The organism is Pseudomonas sp. CFBP 13727 (genome assembly GCF_014841915.1).
Taxonomy (GTDB): Bacteria; Pseudomonadota; Gammaproteobacteria; order Pseudomonadales; family Pseudomonadaceae; genus Aquipseudomonas; species Aquipseudomonas baltica.
This window is the reverse complement of sequence record NZ_JACYUT010000001.1, coordinates 1297881-1316288: the sequence shown is the minus strand read 5'-3', so window position 1 is coordinate 1316288 and position 18408 is coordinate 1297881. Positions and strand designations below refer to the sequence as shown.

The window sequence follows — 18408 nt, the reverse complement described above, 5'->3', positions numbered from 1 at the left end:
TCATCCCGACATAGAAAAGATTGGCCGTGAGGAATACCGATGCGTGTCCTGCTTGTAGAAGATCACCTGCAGTTGGCCGAAAGTGTCGCCCAGGCGCTGAAGGCCACCGGCTTGACCGTCGATGTGCTGCACGACGGCGTCGCGGCAGACCTGGCCCTGGCCAGCGAGGAGTACGCCGCCGCGATACTCGACGTCGGCCTGCCCAGGCTCGATGGTTTTGAAGTGCTGGCGCGCCTGCGGGCGCGGGGCAAGAATTTGCCGGTGCTGATGCTCACGGCGCGCAGCGACGTCAAGGACCGCGTCCATGGCCTGAACCTGGGCGCCGACGACTACCTGGCCAAGCCGTTCGAGCTCACCGAGCTGGAAGCCCGGGTCAAGGCCCTGCTGCGGCGCACCGTGCTTGGTGGTGAGCGCCAGCAACGCTGCGGTCCGCTGGCCTATGACCTGGATACGCGACGCTTCACCCTGGGCAAGGAACTGCTGACCCTGACCTCGCGCGAACAGGCGGTGCTCGAGGCGCTGATTGCCCGTCCGGGACGGGTGATGAGCAAGGAGCAATTGGCGGCCCAGGTGTTCGGGCTGGACGAAGAGGCCAGCGCCGACGCCATCGAGATCTATGTGCACCGCCTGCGCAAGAAGCTCGACAAGCAACCGATCGCCATCGTCACCTTCCGCGGTCTGGGCTACCTGCTGGAAAGCCGCGATGCGTGAAGTCAGCAGCCTGCGTTGGCGGCTGCTGTGGAACCTCGCCATGCTGCTGGTCTTCCTGATGCTGGCCAGCGGTCTGAGTGCCTACTGGAATGGCCGCGAAGCGGCCGACACGGCTTATGACCGGACCCTGCTGGCCTCGGCGCGCACCATTGCCGCCGGGCTGTCCCAGCGCGACGGCACGCTCAGTGCCGACGTGCCCTACGTGGCCCTGGATACCTTCGCCTACGACAGCGCCGGGCGCATCTACTACCAGGTCAACGACATCGACCACAAGCTGATCTCCGGCTACGAAAACCTGCCGGCGCCGCCCAAGGGCACGCCGCGCACAGATGATTATCCGGCCCTGGCCACGTTCTACAGCGGCCGTTATCTGGGGCAGGACGTACGCGTGGTGAGCCTGCTCAAGGCGGTCAGCGAACCGAACATGATCGGCATGGCAGAAATTCGCGTGGCCGAGACCGAAGAAGCGCGCGTGTCGATGGCCCGTAGCCTGATGGCCGACACCCTGCTGCGCCTGGGCATGCTCGGCGGCGGCGCCTTGTTGCTGGTATGGGTCACGGTCAGCGCCGCCCTGCGCCCACTGGAGCGTCTGCGCGACGAAGTCGAAGACCGTCAGCCGGATGACCTGCGCCCCCTGCCGCTGGTCGAGGTCCAGCGCGAACTGTGGCCGCTGGTGCAGGCCCTCAACCATTTCACCGAGCGCCTGCGCGTCCAGTTCGAGCGTCAGGCGCAGTTCATTGCCGATGCTGCCCACGAGTTGCGCACGCCGCTGGCAGCGCTCAAGGCGAGGGTGGAGTTAGGCTTGCGCGCCGAACAGCCGGAAGTCTGGCGCACCACCCTGCAGCAGGCGGTGGAAGGCACCGATAAACTGACCCACCTGGCCAATCAGTTGCTGTCGCTGGCCAGGGTCGAGAACGGCGCACGGGCCATTGCCGAAGGCGGCGCCCAGCGCCTGGACCTGAGCCAATTGGCCCGCGAACTGGGCATGGCCATGGCGCCCCTGGCCCACGGCCGAGGCGTGGCGCTGGCATTGGAGGCCGACGAGCCCATCTGGCTGCGCGGCGAGCCGACGTTGCTCAACGAACTGCTCAGCAACCTGGTGGACAACGCCCTGGCGCATACCCCGGCCGGCGGTAACGTCATTTTGCGCGTGCTGGCCCCCGGCATCCTCGAAGTCGAGGACGACGGGCCAGGCATTCCGGCGGATGAACGCGATCGCGTGTTCGAGCGCTTCTACCGGCGCAATGCGCAGAGCAGCGGAACCGGGTTGGGGCTGGCCATCGTCGGTGAAATCTGCCGCGCGCACATGGCGCGCATCAGCCTGCACGATGGCGCCAGGGGCGGCTTGAAAGTGCGCGTCGACTTCGCGCTCTAGTTCAGCAGCGACTGTGCCTGCAGCAGATCGCTGGCCAGCAGCACCGGGCTTTGCTTGATTTCCAGGCGTTGATACGCCGGATGCTCGACCAGGGTCGGCAGGCCCGTATTGTGCGGCAGGCGCAACAGCGTGACGATCATCACCAGATCGCCATAATCGGTTTCCGTGTTGTGCCGGTTCAGGTCCAGGAACTGGCCTGGCACCTGCGCGAGCATGGCCGGAAAGTCCCACTTGTGCAGGATGTGGTCGCCTATCCGCGGATGGATATGCTCGATCACATGGGTGAGGCTCACCGGGTCGGCCAGCAGTTCGTTGTGCTCCTGGGCGTAGGTCAGGATCGGCAATACGCCGATCTGGTGCACCAGGCCGGCAAGAGCAGCGCGGTCGGGCTTGAGCGTGGTGAATCGCCGCGCCAGCTCGGTGCACATGCCGGCCACCTCCAGGCTGGTCCGCCAGGCCTCGCGCATGCGGCTCTGCACAGCAGGCGCGCGGGCGTGGAAGATCTGTTCGATGACCAGGCCGATGGCCAGGTTGCTGCTGTAATTGACGCCCAGCCGATTGATCGCCGTACGCACGTCGGTGACCTCGAAACTGGCGCGCAGCAGTGGGCTGTTGACCACCTTGAGCAGACGCGCCGACAGCGCTGCGTCCTGAGCGATGACCTGACTCAGACGATTGACGCTGACGTTGTCGTCCTCGGCCGCTTCACGAATTTTCAGGGCGACTTCCGGCATGGTCGGCAAGACCAGTTCGTCACGGTCGATGGCGGCCAGCAAATCCCTTTGTACTGTATCGGCCAGCTGGTTCATTCGACGCCTCGGCATAGCGGGAGAGAGGTGCGCAGGCCCTGCTACGGGCCGTGTCAGCGCTGTATTTCACGGTCTCGATCAAGTGTATAGGGCAAGGTGAGAAGCGCCAGCGCAGGACCTTCGAGACTGCCCAGATGAATGCGACCATCCTCGACCGCGTTGTCCTGCAGTACGGCCAGGGCCTCGAAACCCTGCGCGGTCGGTGCGGCCAGGGCAATCTCGCCAATGGCGCTGCCATGCACCGGCGAGAACAGCGCAGCACCCGGTTCCGGACGCGTCGGGCCGGTCAACTGGACGTGGTAGAGGCGTCGCTTGAGTTTGCCCAGGTACTGCATGCGCGCCACGATTTCCTGGCCGGTGTAGCAACCTTTCTTGAAACTCACGCCGCCCACTGCCTGCAGGTTCAGCATCTGCGGGATGAACAGTTCGCGAGTCGGCTCCAGCACCTGGCCGATACCGGCGCGGATCTGCCCCAGCATCCAGTCGTCGAGCGAGCCCTGGGCCAGCTGTTCGGCCAGCCGGGCGGCCAGGTTCTCGGCCTGCTCGGCAGGCGCCCACAGCTCGGCCCGCGCCGGCGAGACGCGCACTGCGATCAGCGCGCCGTGACGTACCACAGCATCGGTGTCCAGGGGCAGGTCCAGGCCCAGCGCGTTCAGCGCGCCATCGCCATGCTGCACGCCGAAGCGCACCCAGGCGTCGCTCTCGTCGGTGAGCTTGGACTTGGAGAACACCGCGTACTTCTTCAGGTCCGCCAATTGTGCTTCGAGCAGGCCGCGGGCCATGGCCAGAACACAGCCATCGCCCTGCAAAAGAATGCGAAAGCTGGACTGCATGCGGCCTTTCTGCGTGCAGCGCGCGCCGAGACTGGCCGTGTGCTCGTCCAGGTAGTTGAGGTTGCAGGTGAGCTGGCCCTGCAGGAACTTGCCGGCGTCCGAGCCGCGAACGGCGAGGACGCCCTCGTGGGTCAGGGTGCAGAACATAGCGCTATCGGACATGGGTCATCGCTGAGTTGAAAAGACTGGACGTCATCATAGAGCCCCGCGCCGGGGGAATGCTATCCCCGCCGCCCTGACACCCCACCGACGCCTCTGTATACTGCGCGCCTATTCAAGGAGCCCCCCATGGTCGAAAACGTTGAACTCAACCGGCTTTACTGGCACAGCCGCCGCGGCATGCTGGAGCTGGACGTGTTGCTGGTGCCTTTCGTCAAGGAAGTCTATCCCCACTTGAATCAGGTGGATCGCGATGTCTACGTACGCCTGCTCGAATGTGAAGATCAAGACATGTTCGGCTGGTTCATGGAGCGTAACGAGTCCGATGACCCCGAGTTGCAGCGCATGGTTCGGATGATCCTGGATCGTGTCCAGCCCAAGTAACCGCTTCGAGTGCCACTGGCAGCCCTCGCGGCGGCTGCTGGCCTTCTACGTGCTGGCGCAGGCCTCGGCGTGGCTGGCCAACCTGCTGATGGATGCGCCCGTACTCGTGCACCTGGCCGCCGCGGCGCTATGCATCGCGCACGCACTGTACGTATTGCCGCGGCAAGTGTTGCTCGGTAGCCCCCACGCCGTGACCGGCCTGCGCCGTGATCGTAGCGGCTGGTCCGTGTGGACCGCGGCCGCTGGCTGGCAAGCGGTGCAGCTGCGCCCCGACAGCATGGCGCTGCCCCATGTGGTTGTGCTGCGCTTCCGCCTGGCCGGTCAGCGACAGGTGCGCAGCGCTTGTGTCCTGCCTGACTGCCTGGATGCAGACACCCATCGACGCCTGCGCCTGCGGCTCAAGTTCAGTCGGCAAAGGTGGGCGGTTCCAGAATAGTGTCATGTGCCTCGGACAGCAGATCTGGATAGTCGAGCGTGTAGTGCAGGCCTCGGCTTTCCTTGCGCTGCATGGCCGACGCAATCATCAGCTCGGCCACTTGCGCCAGGTTGCGCAGTTCGATCAGGTCACGGCTGACCTTATAGTTGCTGTAGAACTCATCGATCTCGTCGAGCAGCAGGCGCACTCGGTGCTGCGCGCGCTGCAGACGTTTGGTGGTGCGCACGATGCCCACGTAGTCCCACATGAAGCGCCGCAACTCGTCCCAGTTGTGGGCAATGATCACGTCTTCGTCCGAATCGGTCACCTGGCTGGCGTCCCACTGCGGCAACGGTCCGGGCGGTGCGACTTCGGCCAGGCAGGAAACGATGTGCTCGGCGGCGGAGCGGGCGTAGACGATGCATTCGAGCAGGGAATTGCTGGCCATGCGGTTGGCGCCGTGCAGGCCAGTGCAACTGGTTTCGCCAATGGCATACAAATGGGGGACGTCGGTGCGGCCGTGCCGGTCCACCTGCACGCCGCCACAGGTGTAGTGGGCGGCTGGCACGACAGGAATGGGCTGGCGGGTGATGTCGATGCCGAACGTCAAGCAGCGTTGGTATACCGTCGGGAAATGGCTGCGGATGAAGTCTGCCGGTTTGTGGCTGATGTCCAGGTACACACACTCGGCGCCCAGGCGCTTCATTTCGTGGTCGATGGCGCGCGCCACGATATCGCGCGGGGCAAGCTCGGCACGCGAGTCGAAGCGAGGCATGAAACGCTCGCCGTTGGCCAACTTGAGCAGGGCGCCCTCGCCACGCAGCGCTTCGGTGATGAGAAAACTCTTGGCCTGGGGGTGATACAGGCAGGTCGGGTGGAACTGGTTGAATTCCAGATTGGCGACCCGGCAGCCCGCGCGCCACGCCATGGCAATGCCATCGCCGCAGGCACCGTCGGGGTTGCTGGTGTACAGGTAGACCTTGGCGGCGCCACCGGTTGCCAGCACGGTGAAGCGCGCCGCGTGAGTGTTCACCGCGCCGCTGCGATGATCCAGCACGTAGGCGCCGAGACAGCGGTCCTCAGCGCGGCCCAGGCGCCGTTCGGTAATCAGGTCGATGGCCGCGCACTGCTCCATGAGTTCGATGTTGGGCCGCAGGCGCGCCGCTGCCAACAGCGTGTCGAACATCGCCGCGCCGGTGGCATCCGCCGCATGAATGATCCGGCGCTGGCTGTGGCCGCCTTCACGGGTCAGATGAAAGGGGAAACCGGTGTGCTCGGGATCCGATTCGTGTTCACGGGTAAACGGCACGCCCAACTCGACCAGCCACTGAATCGCCGCCCGGCTGTGCTCTACGGTGAAGCGCACGGCCTCTTCATCGCACAGGCCGGCGCCCGCTTCGAGCGTGTCCTGAACGTGAGCCTCGACGGTATCGGTATCGGCCAGTACGGCCGCCACGCCGCCCTGTGCCCAGGGCGTCGAGCCATCGCCCAGTCCACCTTTGCTGATGACCGCGATGCGCAGCGTGTCGGGTAACGCCAGCGCAAGGCTCAAGCCTGCGGCTCCGCTACCGATCACCAGAACATCGTGTTGCAGTTGCTTGCCCATTCGAAGGTCATCCGCAGGTCGAAAGTAAGGTTGCGTGAAGCGCCATCCAGTGTGCCGTTCGCGCCTGTTGTGCACGTCCCGCTGGTATATCCAAGGGGGTAGCGGCACAATAGCGGCACCTTCGACGCACGGAGTCCAGGGTTTCCCGCTGGCGTGGCGCGGCATTTATAGCAGCCGCATTGACGCTTGCGCTACGCGAACAGGCGCTCGACCTGGGCTGCGCGAGCTGAATCACTTCAGTTATAGGAACGGTTGTAGGACCGAGTAAGCCGTGCGTATAGGCCTAAACCTTCGTTTTTGTGGGAACTTTCCAAGAAAGCCTGCAATCAATAGAAGGTTGCCTATAGGAAGGAAACAGCGTCGAACAGTGGTTGCATTGGCAATGCCAGGTTGCAGCGCTCGACGGAAAGATTATCGGCGCAGCCCGGCACGTTCGAGCTGCGCTTTCCGTGCAGGCTTGATCCAGGCCTGCGGGAAACTTGCCTGGAGGGGAGAACTTTTGCGAATAGCCCGAGTCTATGGTTGCAAGCCTGAACGATGGCCTGAGCAGCGCTCCTTCCGGACCCATGAGGAGTGTTCATGCTAACCCAGGAAGAGGATCAGCAGCTGGTCGAGCGTGTACAACGCGGTGATCGGCGAGCGTTTGATCTGTTGGTGCTGAAATACCAGCACAAGATTCTCGGGTTGATCGTGCGGTTCGTGCACGACACCCATGAAGCCCAGGACGTGGCGCAGGAAGCTTTCATCAAGGCTTACCGCGCGTTGGGCAATTTTCGCGGAGACAGCGCGTTTTACACGTGGCTGTACCGTATCGCCATCAACACGGCGAAAAACTATCTGGTGTCCCGCGGACGCAGGCCACCGGACAGTGACGTAAGTTCCGAGGACGCGGAGTTCTATGACGGCGATCATGGCCTCAAGGACCTCGAGTCACCGGAACGTTCACTGCTGCGCGATGAGATCGAGGGTACCGTCCATCGAACCATTCAGCAGCTGCCTGAAGACCTGCGCACGGCATTGACCCTGCGCGAGTTCGACGGTTTGAGTTACGAAGACATTGCCAGTGTCATGCAGTGTCCGGTGGGGACCGTGCGGTCACGGATTTTCCGTGCCCGGGAAGCCATCGACAAAGCCCTGCAGCCGTTGTTGCAGGAATCCTGAGACAGCGGCGATAGCCAAGAGAGGAACGCCATGAGTCGTGAAGCCCTGCAGGAATCGCTGTCCGCAGTGATGGATAACGAAGCGGACGAATTGGAACTGCGTCGGGTACTGACCGCGCTGGACGATGCCGAAACCCGTGCCACATGGGCACGTTTTCAGGTCGCTCGTGCTGTCATGCACAAGGACCTTCTGGATCCGCGCCTGGACCTGTCGGCTGCAGTGTCGGCAGCCATTGCCGAAGACGTTGCGCCGGCAGCGGCTGCTCGCGGCCCATGGCGCAGCCTCGGTCGTCTGGCCGTGGCTGCTTCGGTGACCGTCGCCGTGCTGGCAGGCGTGCGCCTGTACAACCAGGACGACATTACCGGCGCCGAGCTGGCGCAACAGCAGCCCGCGCAGCAAGCGCCGTCGACGCCGATGGTGCAAGGTCCGGCCGTTCTGGCGGGCTACACGCCCGACAGCTCCGACGCACCAGGGCCGATGGCCAACGGTGTGCTTAAAGGTGAGGAAGGTTTGAACGACCAGCGCCTGCCGGGTTATCTGCGTCAACATTCGCAGGAAGCTGCCGCCAAAGGTTCGGAAAGCGCTCTGCCTTATGCCCGTTCCGCGAGCATGGAAAACCGTTAATCCCGATCATGCGTGCGGCTCTGCTCCTGCCATTTCTCCTTGGCCTGGCCGCACCGGCCGCTGCTGCACCCGATGCAGCTCAGTGGCTCGAAAGCATGACGCGCGCCGAGCGCACGCAGAGTTTCGAAGGCACGTTCGTCTACGAACGTGACGGTGATTTCTCCACTTATCAGGTTTGGCACCGTGCTGGCGACGGCGGGGTGCGTGAGCGTGTGCTCAAATTGGATGGTATCGCGTCCGAGCGTGTCCAGGCCGGTGGCCGTACGGCCTGCGCAACGGGCAACCCAGTGCTCGGCGTGGTGCAAGGTCCTGTTGGCTCCGATGGCGTTGTCGATCCGCTCAAGTTGATGTCGTGGTACGACCTGCGCGTTGCCGGAGCTTCCAGGGTGGCCGGCCGCGAGGCAGTGGTGGTGACTCTGGTTCCCAGGGATCGCGACCGCTATGCCTTCGAGATGCATCTGGACGCACGTACCGGCCTGTTGCTCAAGTCTTTGTTGATCGACGCGCAAGGGCGACTGCTCGAACGTTTGCAGTACACGCGTCTGGCAGTGGGAGCCCCTGCATCTGCTGACTTGAAGGCGACACCAAATTGTAAGCCTGTATTGCACGCGCTCGCTGCCACCGCACCGCGCGATGTCTCCACGTGGCGCTCCAAATGGATCCCGGCTGGCTTCGAACTGGCCCAGACAGGCCTGCGCAAATCTTCCGCCAGCAATGCCAGTGTGACCAGTCTGCTGTACGCCGATGGGCTTGCGCATTTTTCTGTATTTGTTGAACCGCTCAATGGTGCATCTGCGCGCGATACCCGCGTCCAGCTTGGCCCGACGGCGGCAGTGTCGCGACGGTTGAAGACCTCGGAAGGTGAAATGATGATCACGGTAGTGGGTGAAATCCCGCTGGGCACTGCTGAGCGAATAGCCCTGTCGATGCAACGCCAGGATGTTCAGGCTCGGCGTTGAACTGTGCGCGCCCCAAGGCGCCGTCCATGCTTCGCGACAGGCCTTCATGCTGGTTTAATCATCGCGACGTAACGTGAAAGCTGTTTCATGCAGGTTGCAAACCGCCGGTTTTTTTCTTATAGGTCTGTGCTTCGGGGGCGAACCGTTATGCAGTTGCTGGTTCGCTGCCGTGCGCCGCGCCGGAACACGGGATTGCCAGAGGGCCGAATCCCGGTTTTGCCGACCGCACAACCCTATTGCTCAACCATGCTCGTTACGAACGGGAGCCGTATGTCGATAACACGTTTCAACCCCTTTCTTTCACTGTTCGCGGCAGTGCTGATGCTGGGCAACGTTGCCAGCGTGCAGGCTGAAGCGTTGCCTGATTTCACCACGCTGGTCGAACAGGCTTCGCCCGCCGTGGTGAACATCAGTACCACGCAGAAGCTGCCGGATCGCGGGGTGGCTGCCAGCCAGATGCCAGATCTGGAAGGCCTGCCGCCGATGTTTCGCGAGTTCTTCGAGCGCAACATGCCGCGCGGTGGGCCGCGTTCCCCGCAGCGCGGCGATCGTCAGCGCGAAGCGCAGTCGTTGGGTTCGGGTTTCATCGTGTCGGCTGACGGCTATGTACTCACCAACAACCACGTGATCGCCGACGCCGACGAAATCATCGTGCGCCTGTCCGATCGCAGTGAGCTGAAGGCCAAGCTGGTCGGCACCGATCCGCGCACCGACGTGGCGCTGTTGAAAATCGACGGCAAGAATCTGCCTACGGTCAAGCTGGGCGATTCGGCCAAGTTGAAAGTAGGCGAGTGGGTATTGGCCATCGGCTCGCCGTTCGGCTTCGACCATTCGGTCACCAAGGGCATCGTCAGCGCCAAGGGCCGTACACTGCCCAATGACGCCTACGTGCCGTTCATCCAGACCGACGTGGCGATCAACCCAGGCAACTCGGGTGGCCCGCTGTTCAACATGAACGGTGAAGTGGTGGGTATCAACTCGCAGATCTTCACCCGTTCCGGCGGCTTTATGGGCTTGTCCTTCGCCATTCCGATCGACGTTGCCCTGGACGTTTCGGACCAGCTCAAGAAGGACGGCAAGGTCAGCCGCGGCTGGCTGGGCGTGGTCATTCAAGAGGTCAACAAGGACCTGGCCGAGTCGTTCGGCCTGGACAAGCCGGCCGGTGCACTGGTTGCACAGGTGCTCGAAGAAGGCCCGGCAGCCAAGGGCGGCTTGCAGGTGGGTGATGTGATCCTGAGCATGAATGGCCAGCCGATCGATATGTCGGCTGACCTGCCGCATCTGGTCGGAGGGCTCAAGGCCGGTGCCAAGGCCAGCCTGGAAGTGATCCGCGAAGGCAAGCGCCGCACGATCGACGTGACCGTTGGTGCGATGCCGGATGACGATCAGGATCTGGATACAGGCGCCAAGGCCCAGACCGAACGCAGCAGCAATCGTTTGGGTGTGTCGGTGGCAGAGCTGACCACCGAACAGAAAAAGGCACTCGAGCTCAAGGGCGGCGTGGTCATCAAGGAGGTGCAGGACGGTCCGGCTGCGCTGATCGGCCTGCAGCCCGGCGACGTCATCACGCACCTGAACAACCAGGCCATCGAGTCGTCGAAGCAGTTCGCCGATATCGCCAAGGGCCTGCCGAAGAATCGTTCGGTGTCCATGCGCGTGCTGCGTCAGGGCAGGGCGAGCTTCATCACCTTCAAGCTGGCTGAGTAAGCAGGTTGGGTGTATGAACGAAAGGCGGCCTTCGGGTCGCCTTTTTTGTGAGCGGTGGTGTGGCCTTCGCGGGCCCTGTGCCCGCGAAGACGTCCGTACAACCACCCCTCGACCCACCGCTCCCACACCCGAACGTTATTCAGGTACAATTCCCGGCTATTTTTCGTTGGGCGTTCGGCCCGCAGCCTTTTTGAGTGTTGACCCGTGAGTGATTTGAGTCATATCCGCAATTTCTCCATCATCGCCCACATCGATCACGGCAAGTCGACCCTCGCCGATCGGTTCATCCAGATGTGCGGCGGCCTGGCCGACCGCGAAATGGAGGCCCAGGTCCTGGACTCCATGGACCTGGAGCGTGAGCGCGGGATCACCATCAAGGCGCACAGCGTCACCCTGCACTACAAGGCGCAGGACGGCAAAACCTACCAGCTGAATTTCATCGATACCCCTGGGCACGTCGACTTCACCTACGAAGTCAGCCGCTCGCTGGCGGCCTGCGAAGGCGCGCTGCTGGTGGTGGATGCGGGGCAGGGCGTCGAAGCCCAGTCCGTGGCCAACTGCTACACGGCCATCGAGCAAGGCCTGGAAGTGATGCCGGTGCTGAACAAGATGGACCTGCCCCAGGCCGACCCGGACAAGGTCAAGGACGAGATCGAGAAGATCATTGGCATAGACGCGACCGACGCCGTGGCCTGCAGCGCCAAGAGCGGCATGGGCGTGATCGACGTGCTCGAGCGCCTGGTGCAGACCATTCCGGCCCCTACTGGCGATATCGAAGCACCGTTGCAGGCGTTGATCATCGACTCCTGGTTCGACAACTACCTGGGCGTTGTCTCGCTGGTGCGCGTGCGCCATGGCCGGGTGAAGAAGGGCGACAAGATTCTGGTCAAGTCCACCGGCAAGGTGCACCTGGTCGACAGCGTCGGCGTCTTCACTCCCAAGCACACCGCCACGGCCGACCTCAAGGCGGGCGAGGTGGGCTTCATCATCGGCAGCATCAAGGACATTCACGGCGCGCCGGTCGGCGACACCCTGACCTTGAGCAGCACGCCCGATGTTGCCGTGCTGCCCGGCTTCAAGCGCATTCAGCCGCAGGTCTACGCCGGGCTGTTCCCGGTCAGCTCGGAAGACTTCGAAGATTTCCGCGACGCGTTGCAGAAACTGACCCTCAACGATTCCTCGCTGCAGTACCTGCCGGAAAGCTCCGATGCCCTGGGCTTCGGTTTCCGCTGCGGGTTCCTGGGCATGCTGCACATGGAGATCATCCAGGAGCGCCTGGAGCGCGAGTACGACCTGGACCTGATCACCACGGCGCCGAGCGTGATCTTCGAAGTGGTCATGAAGACCGGTGAAACCATTTATGTGGACAACCCGTCGAAGCTTCCGGACGCCTCGTCCGTCGAGGACTTCCGCGAGCCGATCGTGTCGGCAACGATTCTTGTGCCTCAAGAGCACCTGGGCAACGTCATTACCCTGTGCATCGAGAAGCGCGGCGTGCAGCGCGACATGCAATTCCTCGGCAGCCAGGTTCAGGTTCGCTACGACCTGCCGATGAATGAAGTGGTGCTGGACTTCTTCGACCGCCTGAAATCCACCAGCCGTGGCTATGCCTCGCTGGACTACCATTTCGAGCGTTACCAGTCGGCCAACCTGGTCAAGCTGGATGTGTTGATCAACGGCGACAAGGTCGATGCCCTGGCGCTGATCGTGCACCGCGACAATGCGGCCTACAAGGGCCGTGCGTTGACCGAGAAAATGAAGGAGCTGATCCCTCGGCAGATGTTCGATGTGGCAATCCAGGCCGCCATTGGCGGACAGGTCATTGCCCGGACCACTGTCAAGGCGCTCAGAAAGAACGTACTGGCCAAGTGTTACGGTGGCGACGTGAGCCGTAAGCGCAAGCTGTTGGAGAAACAGAAGGCCGGTAAGAAACGCATGAAGCAGGTCGGCAACGTGGAAATTCCACAGGAAGCCTTCCTTGCTGTGCTCAGGTTGGAATAGTCGAGTCCTATGTCACTAAATTTCCCGCTGTTGCTGGTCATCGCCGTAGCCGTTTGTGGTCTGCTGGCCTTGCTTGATCTGGTCGTCCTGGCGCCACGACGACGGGCTGCGATCGCCACCTACGAGGGCAGCGTCAGCCAGCCCGAGCCGGCGGTGGTCGAGCGCCTGGACAAGGAACCGCTGCTGGTCGAATACGGCAAGTCGTTCTTCCCGGTGCTGTTCATCGTGCTGGTGCTGCGCTCGTTTCTGGTCGAGCCGTTCCAGATTCCTTCGGGCTCGATGATCCCGACCCTGGAAGTGGGTGATTTCATCCTCGTGAACAAGTTCTCCTACGGTATTCGCCTGCCGGTGGTGGACAAGAAAATCATCGAGGTCAACGATCCCAAGCGCGGCGACGTGATGGTGTTCCGCTACCCCAGCGACCCCAACGTCAACTACATCAAGCGCGTGATCGGCTTGCCGGGCGACCAGATTCGCTACACCTCGGACAAGCAGCTGTACGTCAACGGCGAATTGATCGCGCGGCAACTGGTTGGCAGCGAGCCGGGCAGCCTGGGCAGCGCCGAGTTGTACAAGGAAAAGCTGGGCGAAGTCGAGCACGTCATCCGCCAGGAAATGTCGCGCTATCGCGCGCCGCCCGACAGCCAGTGGACGGTGCCTGCCGGGCACTACTTCATGATGGGCGACAACCGCGACAACTCGAACGACAGCCGCTACTGGGACGATCCGTCGATTCCCAAGGAACTGCTGGGCATGGTCCCCGACCAGAATATCGTCGGCAAGGCCTTTGCCATCTGGATGAGCTGGCCCGAGCCCAAGCTCAGCCACTTGCCCAACTTCTCGCGAGTCGGGCTGATCAAGTAGCGCCGCCGGCGCCGTCCACGGACGGCGCCGAATGTTTTCAGAGGTGTCCAGCATGAACGCAGTGAAGTCCCAGCAAGGCATGTCCATCGTTGGCTGGTTGCTCACCCTGGCGGTGATCGCGTTCGTGGCCAGTACGGCTTTCAAGCTGGTGCCGCACTACATGGACTACCGGACGCTGACCCAGGCCATCGAGTCGGCGGGTGCCGACAAGTCCACCCGGGTCGATACGGTGGGTGAATTCTATGGCCACGTCAGCCGGGCCATGCAGGTCAACAATATTCAGGATCTGGATTTGAACAAGGTTTTAAGCATCACCGAGGCGGGTAACACGTTCAAGGCCCACCTCAAGTACGAAAAGCGTGAGCCACTGATCCAGAATCTGGATGTGGTGGTGAAGTTTGATCGTGAGTTCAGCGTGGTCAAGCCGTGACCGCTTCCCTGGGCCGCCTCGAACGCCAGCTGGGCTACACTTTCAAGGACCAGGACCTGATGGTGCTGGCACTGACCCATCGCAGCTTCGCCGGGCGCAACAACGAGCGCCTCGAGTTTCTCGGCGATGCCATCCTCAATTTCGTCGCTGGCGAAGCGCTTTTCGAGCGCTTTCCGCAAGCCCGCGAAGGCCAGCTTTCACGCCTGCGCGCGCGTCTGGTCAAGGGTGAAACCTTGGCCATACTGGCCCGCGGCTTCGATCTGGGCGATTACCTGCGCCTGGGCTCGGGCGAATTGAAGAGTGGTGGCTTTCGCCGCGAATCGATCCTGGCCGATGCCCTCGAAGCACTGATCGGGGCCATCTACCTGGACACCGGTATGGATGCAGCGCGTGATCGCGTGCTGGCCTGGCTGGAAGGGCAGTTCGAAGGACTGACGCTGGTCGACACCAACAAAGATCCCAAGACCCGCCTGCAGGAGTTCCTGCAGTCGCGCGGTGCTGAACTGCCGCGCTATGAAGTGGTGGATATCCAGGGCGACCCGCACTGCCGACAGTTCTTCGTCGAGTGTGAAGTCGTCCTTCTGAATGAGAAAAGCCGGGGCCAGGGCGTCAGCCGTCGCATCGCCGAACAGGTGGCCGCCGCGTCTGCCCTGATCGCCCTGGGCGTGGAGAATGGCAATGACTGATGCACCCGTTACCCGTTGTGGCTATGTAGCCATCGTCGGCCGTCCGAATGTCGGCAAATCGACGTTGCTCAACCACATTCTGGGGCAGAAGCTGGCGATCACGTCGCGCAAGCCGCAGACCACCCGCCACAACATGCTGGGCATCAAGACCGAGGGCGAGATCCAGGCCGTCTATGTCGACACCCCGGGCATGCACAAGGGCAATGAAAAGGCCCTGAACCGCTACATGAACAAGACCGCCTCGGCAGCGTTGAAAGACGTCGACGTGGTGATCTTCGTGGTCGACCGCACCAAGTGGACGGACGAAGACCAACTGGTTCTGGAGCGGGTGCAGTACGTGCAGGGGCCGGTGATCCTGGCGATCAACAAGACCGATCGCATCGAGGACAAGGCTGAGCTGATGCCGCACCTGGCCTGGCTGCAGGAGCAGCTGCCGAACGCCGAGATCGTGCCGATTTCCGCGCAGCACGGGCATAACCTCGAAGCGCTGGAAAAAGTGATTGCCGGGCATCTGCCGGAGAACGAGCATTTCTTCCCGGAAGACCAGATCACCGACCGCAGCAGCCGGTTTCTCGCTGCCGAACTGGTGCGCGAGAAGATCATGCGCCAGCTGGGCGCCGAGCTGCCGTACCAGATCACCGTCGAGATCGAGGAATTCAAGCAGCAGGGCAAGACGCTGCACATCCATGCCTTGATTCTCGTCGAGCGTGATGGTCAGAAGAAAATCATCATTGGTGACAAGGGCGAGCGTATCAAGCGCATCGGCATGGAAGCGCGCAAGGACATGGAGGTGCTGTTCGACTCCAAGGTCATGCTCAATCTGTGGGTGAAGGTGAAGGGCGGCTGGTCCGACGACGAGCGAGCGCTGCGTTCGCTGGGCTACAACGACCAGTAATTTCACATCGCGGACGACACCCTGTAGCAGCGGCGCAAGCCGCGTCACAGGGTGCAGCAGATATTCTGTTCGTTCGCGTGGGTTCGTGACGCGGCTTGCGCCGCTGCTACAGGTTTGCGTAAGTCATGTCCAATGCCCCGACGCCACAACCTGCCTACGTCCTGCACTCGCGCGCCTATCGCGAAACCAGTGCTCTCGTCGATTTCCTCACCCCCCAGGGCCGCCTGCGCGCTGTGCTGCGCAATGCGCGCGGCAAGGCGGGCACCCTGGCGCGTCCGTTCGTACCGCTCGAGGTCGAGTTTCGCGGCAAGGGCGAACTCAAGAACGTTTCGCGTATGGAGTCCGCCGGGGTGGCGGTGTGGATGCTCGGCGACGCGCTGTTCAGCGGCCTGTATCTGAACGAGCTGCTCATTCGCCTGTTGCCCAGTGAAGACCCCCACCCCCAGCTGTTCGAGCATTATGCCGCCACCCTTCAGGCACTTGGCGCAGGGCGTGCGCTGGAACCTTTGCTGCGCTCTTTCGAGTGGCGCCTGTTGGACCAGCTCGGTTATGGCTTCGCCTTGGACATCGACGTCAACGGTGAACCTGTAGCGACCGACGGCTTGTACCGCTTGCTGGTGGATGCTGGCCTGGAACGGGTCGAGCTGTTGCAGCCAGGGTTGTTCCAGGGCGCCGAGTTGCTGGCCATGGCCCAGGCCAGCTGGGAAACGCCAGGTGCGCTGGCCGCGGCCAAGCGCCTCATGCGCCAGGCCCTGGCGGTGCACCTGGGCGGTCGGCCGCTGGTCAGTCGCGAGCTGTTTCGCAAGCCCTGACCAACACGTATGCTGTGGCTTGGATTTTTCGGAGAGTTCTCGTGAATACCTGTAACCGCATTCTGCTGGGCGTCAACATCGACCACGTGGCGACGCTGCGCCAGGCCCGTGGCACGCGCTACCCCGATCCGGTCAAGGCCGCGCTCGACGCCGAGGAAGCCGGAGCCGATGGCATCACCGTGCATCTGCGTGAAGACCGTCGGCACATCCAGCCGCGCGATGTGCTGCTGCTCAAGGACGTGTTGCAGACGCGAATGAATTTCGAAATGGGCGTTACCGAGGCCATGCTGACCTTTGCCGAGCAGATTCGCCCGGCTCACGTCTGCCTGGTGCCTGAAACCCGTGAAGAACTGACCACCGAGGGCGGTCTGGACGTCGCCGGTCAGGAGGCCAAGATCAAGGCCGCCGTCGAGCGTCTGGGCAAGCTGGGGTGCGAGGTGTCGCTGTTCATTGATGCCGACGAGCGCCAGATTGAAGCCTCGAAGCGGGTGGGTGCGCCGGCTATCGAATTGCACACCGGCCGCTACGCCGACGCCCAGACCCCGACCGATGTCGCCGATGAGCTGCAACGAATCGTCGACGGCGTGGGTTTCGGTCTGGGCCACGGGCTGATCGTCAACGCCGGCCATGGTCTGCACTATCACAACGTCGAGCCGGTGGCCGCGATTCGCGGGGTCAACGAGCTGAACATCGGTCATGCGCTGGTGGCCCATGCGTTGTTCGTGGGCTTCAAGGCCGCGGTGGCCGAGATGAAGGCGTTGATTCAGGCGGCAAGCAAGCGCTAGTCGCCCAGTGGTTGCAGATAGTCTTCCACCAGCCGCGTCCAGCACGCAGCGCCCAAGGGAATGACCGCGTCGTTGAAGTCATAGTGGTCGTTGTGCACCGAGCAGCCATTGAACGACCCGGTGCCGTTCCCCAGGACGAAATAGCAGCCTGGGCGCTCGTTCAGCATCCAGGCGAAGTCCTCGCTGCCCATCAAGCGCACCGGCATCTGCTCCAACACATTGTCCGCACCCAACACCGCGCAGGCTGCGGCATGCATACGTGCGGTTTCTTCGGGCGCATTGACCAGCACGGGTGCCAGCAACCGGTATTCGATGGCTGCGGTGACGCCGAAGCTGGCTGCCTGCCCCTGCACGATTTCGCGGATCCGTTGCTCCACCTTTTCGCGTACGGCAGGCGTTGTGGTACGCACACCGAGCATCAGGGTGGCGCTCTCTGGAATGATGTTGTAGACGGTACCGGCGCGGACCTTGCCCACACTCACCACCGCAGCGTCGCTGGTCGAAAGGTTGCGCGAAACCACCGTTTGCAACGCAGTGATGATGCCTGCCAGGGCTGGTATCGGATCAATGGCGCGTTCCGGCATGGCGCCATGGCCACCTCGGCCTGTCAGGGTAATCTGCACTTCTTCCGAAGACGCCATGAAGGCGCCGGACTGAACCACGGCCACCCCGACCGGCAAGCCGGGCATGTTGTGGAAGGCATAGACCGCATCGCAGGGAAACCTGGCGAACAGGTCGGCTTGCAGCATCGAGCGCGCCCCCGTCAAACCTTCCTCGTCCGGCTGGAAAATCAAATTCAAGGTGCCGTCGAATCGAGCGTCTGCCGCCAGATGCTCCGCCGCCGCCAACAAGGTTGCAGTATGCCCATCGTGGCCACAGGCATGCATGCAGCCTGGACGCTCGCTTGCCCAGGGCAGCCCGTTGCGCTCCAGGATGGGCAATGCATCCATGTCCGCTCGGATGCCCAGCGTACGTGTGGATTGCCCGCGCCTGAGTACGCCCACAACGCCTTTGCCCACGTCGGCATGGACTTCATAACCCCATGCAGCGAGCCGTTCGGCCACGATTGCCGCGGTGCGACAGGTGTCGATCCCCAGTTCGGGGTGGCGGTGAATGTCTTGGCGCAGTGTCGCAAATCGTGTTGCAGTGCTGAGCAGGTGCGGGTGAACCATGGGCTCGCTCATGGGCATCT

Annotated in this window: 19 protein-coding genes; 15 read left to right on the top strand and 4 right to left on the bottom strand. The window is 62.7% G+C overall.

Annotated features, from left to right (window positions below; translation table 11 throughout):
- Positions 1-39: 39 nt before the first annotated feature.
- Positions 40-711, top strand: a complete 672-nt coding sequence (locus tag IFT76_RS05810; RefSeq protein ID WP_049860714.1) for a response regulator — start codon at positions 40-42, stop codon at positions 709-711.
- Positions 704-2086 (top strand): sensor histidine kinase, encoded by a 1383-nt coding sequence (locus tag IFT76_RS05805; protein ID WP_122479371.1) that lies wholly within the window; start codon positions 704-706, stop codon positions 2084-2086. The genes IFT76_RS05810 and IFT76_RS05805 overlap by 8 nt, the downstream gene beginning before the upstream one ends.
- On the opposite strand, the gene IFT76_RS05800 is transcribed toward IFT76_RS05805, so the two are convergent.
- Together IFT76_RS05800 and ygfZ are read right to left on the bottom strand one after the other, a co-directional pair.
- Positions 2083-2895: an HDOD domain-containing protein gene (locus tag IFT76_RS05800; protein WP_122797203.1), complete on the bottom strand. Its 813-nt coding sequence runs from the start codon at positions 2893-2895 to the stop codon at positions 2083-2085. The genes IFT76_RS05805 and IFT76_RS05800 overlap by 4 nt on opposite strands.
- A gap of 53 nt (positions 2896-2948) precedes the next feature.
- Positions 2949-3890 carry a CAF17-like 4Fe-4S cluster assembly/insertion protein YgfZ gene (ygfZ, locus tag IFT76_RS05795; RefSeq protein ID WP_192057617.1) on the bottom strand — a complete coding sequence of 314 codons (942 nt, stop codon included), beginning with the start codon at positions 3888-3890 and terminating at the stop codon, positions 2949-2951.
- A 126-nt stretch (positions 3891-4016) separates the two neighbouring features.
- On the opposite strand from ygfZ, the gene IFT76_RS05790 reads away from it, so the two are divergent.
- Both IFT76_RS05790 and IFT76_RS05785 read left to right on the top strand, forming a co-directional pair.
- On the top strand, positions 4017-4271 hold the full coding sequence (locus tag IFT76_RS05790) for an FAD assembly factor SdhE (protein WP_122479368.1): 255 nt from the start codon (positions 4017-4019) through the stop codon (positions 4269-4271).
- Positions 4255-4707, top strand: a complete 453-nt coding sequence (locus tag IFT76_RS05785; RefSeq protein WP_192057616.1) for a protein YgfX — start codon at positions 4255-4257, stop codon at positions 4705-4707. Before IFT76_RS05790 ends, IFT76_RS05785 begins: the two co-directional genes overlap by 17 nt.
- Here the strand turns inward: IFT76_RS05785 and nadB are convergent.
- A complete protein-coding gene (gene nadB / locus IFT76_RS05780) occupies positions 4676-6292 on the bottom strand; it encodes an L-aspartate oxidase (RefSeq protein WP_192057615.1) in 1617 nt (538 codons plus the stop codon). The two genes, IFT76_RS05785 and nadB, sit on opposite strands and share 32 nt — an antisense overlap.
- A 579-nt stretch (positions 6293-6871) precedes the next feature.
- On the opposite strand from nadB, the gene rpoE reads away from it, so the two are divergent.
- The 11 genes from rpoE to pdxJ all read left to right on the top strand — a co-directional run bounded on the left by rpoE (position 6872) and on the right by pdxJ (position 17216).
- Positions 6872-7453, top strand: coding sequence for an RNA polymerase sigma factor RpoE (rpoE, locus tag IFT76_RS05775; RefSeq protein WP_011535354.1), 582 nt, complete (start codon positions 6872-6874; stop codon positions 7451-7453).
- Positions 7454-7483: 30 nt separating this feature from the next.
- Positions 7484-8077, top strand: a complete 594-nt coding sequence (locus IFT76_RS05770) for a sigma-E factor negative regulatory protein (protein WP_122479365.1) — start codon at positions 7484-7486, stop codon at positions 8075-8077.
- 8 nt (positions 8078-8085) lie between these two features.
- Positions 8086-9036, top strand: coding sequence for a MucB/RseB C-terminal domain-containing protein (locus IFT76_RS05765; protein ID WP_192057614.1), 951 nt, complete (start codon positions 8086-8088; stop codon positions 9034-9036).
- A 321-nt stretch (positions 9037-9357) separates the two neighbouring features.
- Positions 9358-10743 (top strand): DegQ family serine endoprotease, encoded by a 1386-nt coding sequence (locus IFT76_RS05760; protein ID WP_244647901.1) that lies wholly within the window; start codon positions 9358-9360, stop codon positions 10741-10743.
- Positions 10744-10947: 204 nt separating this feature from the next.
- Positions 10948-12744: a translation elongation factor 4 gene (gene lepA, locus IFT76_RS05755; RefSeq protein ID WP_122479362.1), complete on the top strand. Its 1797-nt coding sequence runs from the start codon at positions 10948-10950 to the stop codon at positions 12742-12744.
- 9 nt (positions 12745-12753) lie between these two features.
- The gene (lepB, locus tag IFT76_RS05750; protein ID WP_122479361.1) at positions 12754-13608 is read left to right on the top strand and encodes a signal peptidase I; all 855 of its coding nucleotides are present in this window, start codon (positions 12754-12756) and stop codon (positions 13606-13608) included.
- Positions 13609-13660: 52 nt separating this feature from the next.
- The gene (locus IFT76_RS05745) at positions 13661-14038 is read left to right on the top strand and encodes a DUF4845 domain-containing protein (protein ID WP_122479722.1); all 378 of its coding nucleotides are present in this window, start codon (positions 13661-13663) and stop codon (positions 14036-14038) included.
- Positions 14035-14724, top strand: coding sequence for a ribonuclease III (gene rnc / locus IFT76_RS05740; RefSeq protein ID WP_122479360.1), 690 nt, complete (start codon positions 14035-14037; stop codon positions 14722-14724). The genes IFT76_RS05745 and rnc overlap by 4 nt, the downstream gene beginning before the upstream one ends.
- Positions 14717-15619 carry a GTPase Era gene (gene era / locus IFT76_RS05735; protein ID WP_122797209.1) on the top strand — a complete coding sequence of 301 codons (903 nt, stop codon included), beginning with the start codon at positions 14717-14719 and terminating at the stop codon, positions 15617-15619. Before rnc ends, era begins: the two co-directional genes overlap by 8 nt.
- A 125-nt stretch (positions 15620-15744) precedes the next feature.
- Complete coding sequence (gene recO / locus IFT76_RS05730; protein ID WP_192057612.1) at positions 15745-16431, top strand: DNA repair protein RecO; 687 nt, start codon at positions 15745-15747, stop codon at positions 16429-16431.
- Between the two features lie 41 nt (positions 16432-16472).
- Positions 16473-17216, top strand: a complete 744-nt coding sequence (gene pdxJ, locus IFT76_RS05725) for a pyridoxine 5'-phosphate synthase (RefSeq protein WP_192053694.1) — start codon at positions 16473-16475, stop codon at positions 17214-17216.
- Here the strand turns inward: pdxJ and IFT76_RS05720 are convergent.
- Positions 17213-18400, bottom strand: a complete 1188-nt coding sequence (locus IFT76_RS05720) for a M20 aminoacylase family protein (RefSeq protein WP_192057611.1) — start codon at positions 18398-18400, stop codon at positions 17213-17215. The two genes, pdxJ and IFT76_RS05720, sit on opposite strands and share 4 nt — an antisense overlap.
- Positions 18401-18408: the final 8 nt, after the last annotated feature.

What these genes read in the sequence shown, in the direction of transcription:
- IFT76_RS05790 (WP_122479368.1), top strand. Translation starts at nt 4,017, where the DNA reads ATGGTCGAAAACGTTGAACTCAACCGGCTTTACTGGCACAGCCGCCGC.
- nadB (WP_192057615.1), bottom strand. Translation starts at nt 6,292, where the DNA reads ATGGGCAAGCAACTGCAACACGATGTTCTGGTGATCGGTAGCGGAGCC.
- IFT76_RS05720 (WP_192057611.1), bottom strand. Translation starts at nt 18,400, where the DNA reads ATGAGCGAGCCCATGGTTCACCCGCACCTGCTCAGCACTGCAACACGA.
- rpoE (WP_011535354.1), top strand. Translation starts at nt 6,872, where the DNA reads ATGCTAACCCAGGAAGAGGATCAGCAGCTGGTCGAGCGTGTACAACGC.
- IFT76_RS05770 (WP_122479365.1), top strand. Translation starts at nt 7,484, where the DNA reads ATGAGTCGTGAAGCCCTGCAGGAATCGCTGTCCGCAGTGATGGATAAC.
- lepB (WP_122479361.1), top strand. Translation starts at nt 12,754, where the DNA reads ATGTCACTAAATTTCCCGCTGTTGCTGGTCATCGCCGTAGCCGTTTGT.
- ygfZ (WP_192057617.1), bottom strand. Translation starts at nt 3,890, where the DNA reads ATGTCCGATAGCGCTATGTTCTGCACCCTGACCCACGAGGGCGTCCTC.
- IFT76_RS05805 (WP_122479371.1), top strand. Translation starts at nt 704, where the DNA reads ATGCGTGAAGTCAGCAGCCTGCGTTGGCGGCTGCTGTGGAACCTCGCC.
- IFT76_RS05765 (WP_192057614.1), top strand. Translation starts at nt 8,086, where the DNA reads ATGCGTGCGGCTCTGCTCCTGCCATTTCTCCTTGGCCTGGCCGCACCG.
- IFT76_RS05760 (WP_244647901.1), top strand. Translation starts at nt 9,358, where the DNA reads ATGCTGGGCAACGTTGCCAGCGTGCAGGCTGAAGCGTTGCCTGATTTC.
- IFT76_RS05800 (WP_122797203.1), bottom strand. Translation starts at nt 2,895, where the DNA reads ATGAACCAGCTGGCCGATACAGTACAAAGGGATTTGCTGGCCGCCATC.
- IFT76_RS05745 (WP_122479722.1), top strand. Translation starts at nt 13,661, where the DNA reads ATGAACGCAGTGAAGTCCCAGCAAGGCATGTCCATCGTTGGCTGGTTG.
- recO (WP_192057612.1), top strand. Translation starts at nt 15,745, where the DNA reads ATGTCCAATGCCCCGACGCCACAACCTGCCTACGTCCTGCACTCGCGC.
- era (WP_122797209.1), top strand. Translation starts at nt 14,717, where the DNA reads ATGACTGATGCACCCGTTACCCGTTGTGGCTATGTAGCCATCGTCGGC.
- IFT76_RS05810 (WP_049860714.1), top strand. Translation starts at nt 40, where the DNA reads ATGCGTGTCCTGCTTGTAGAAGATCACCTGCAGTTGGCCGAAAGTGTC.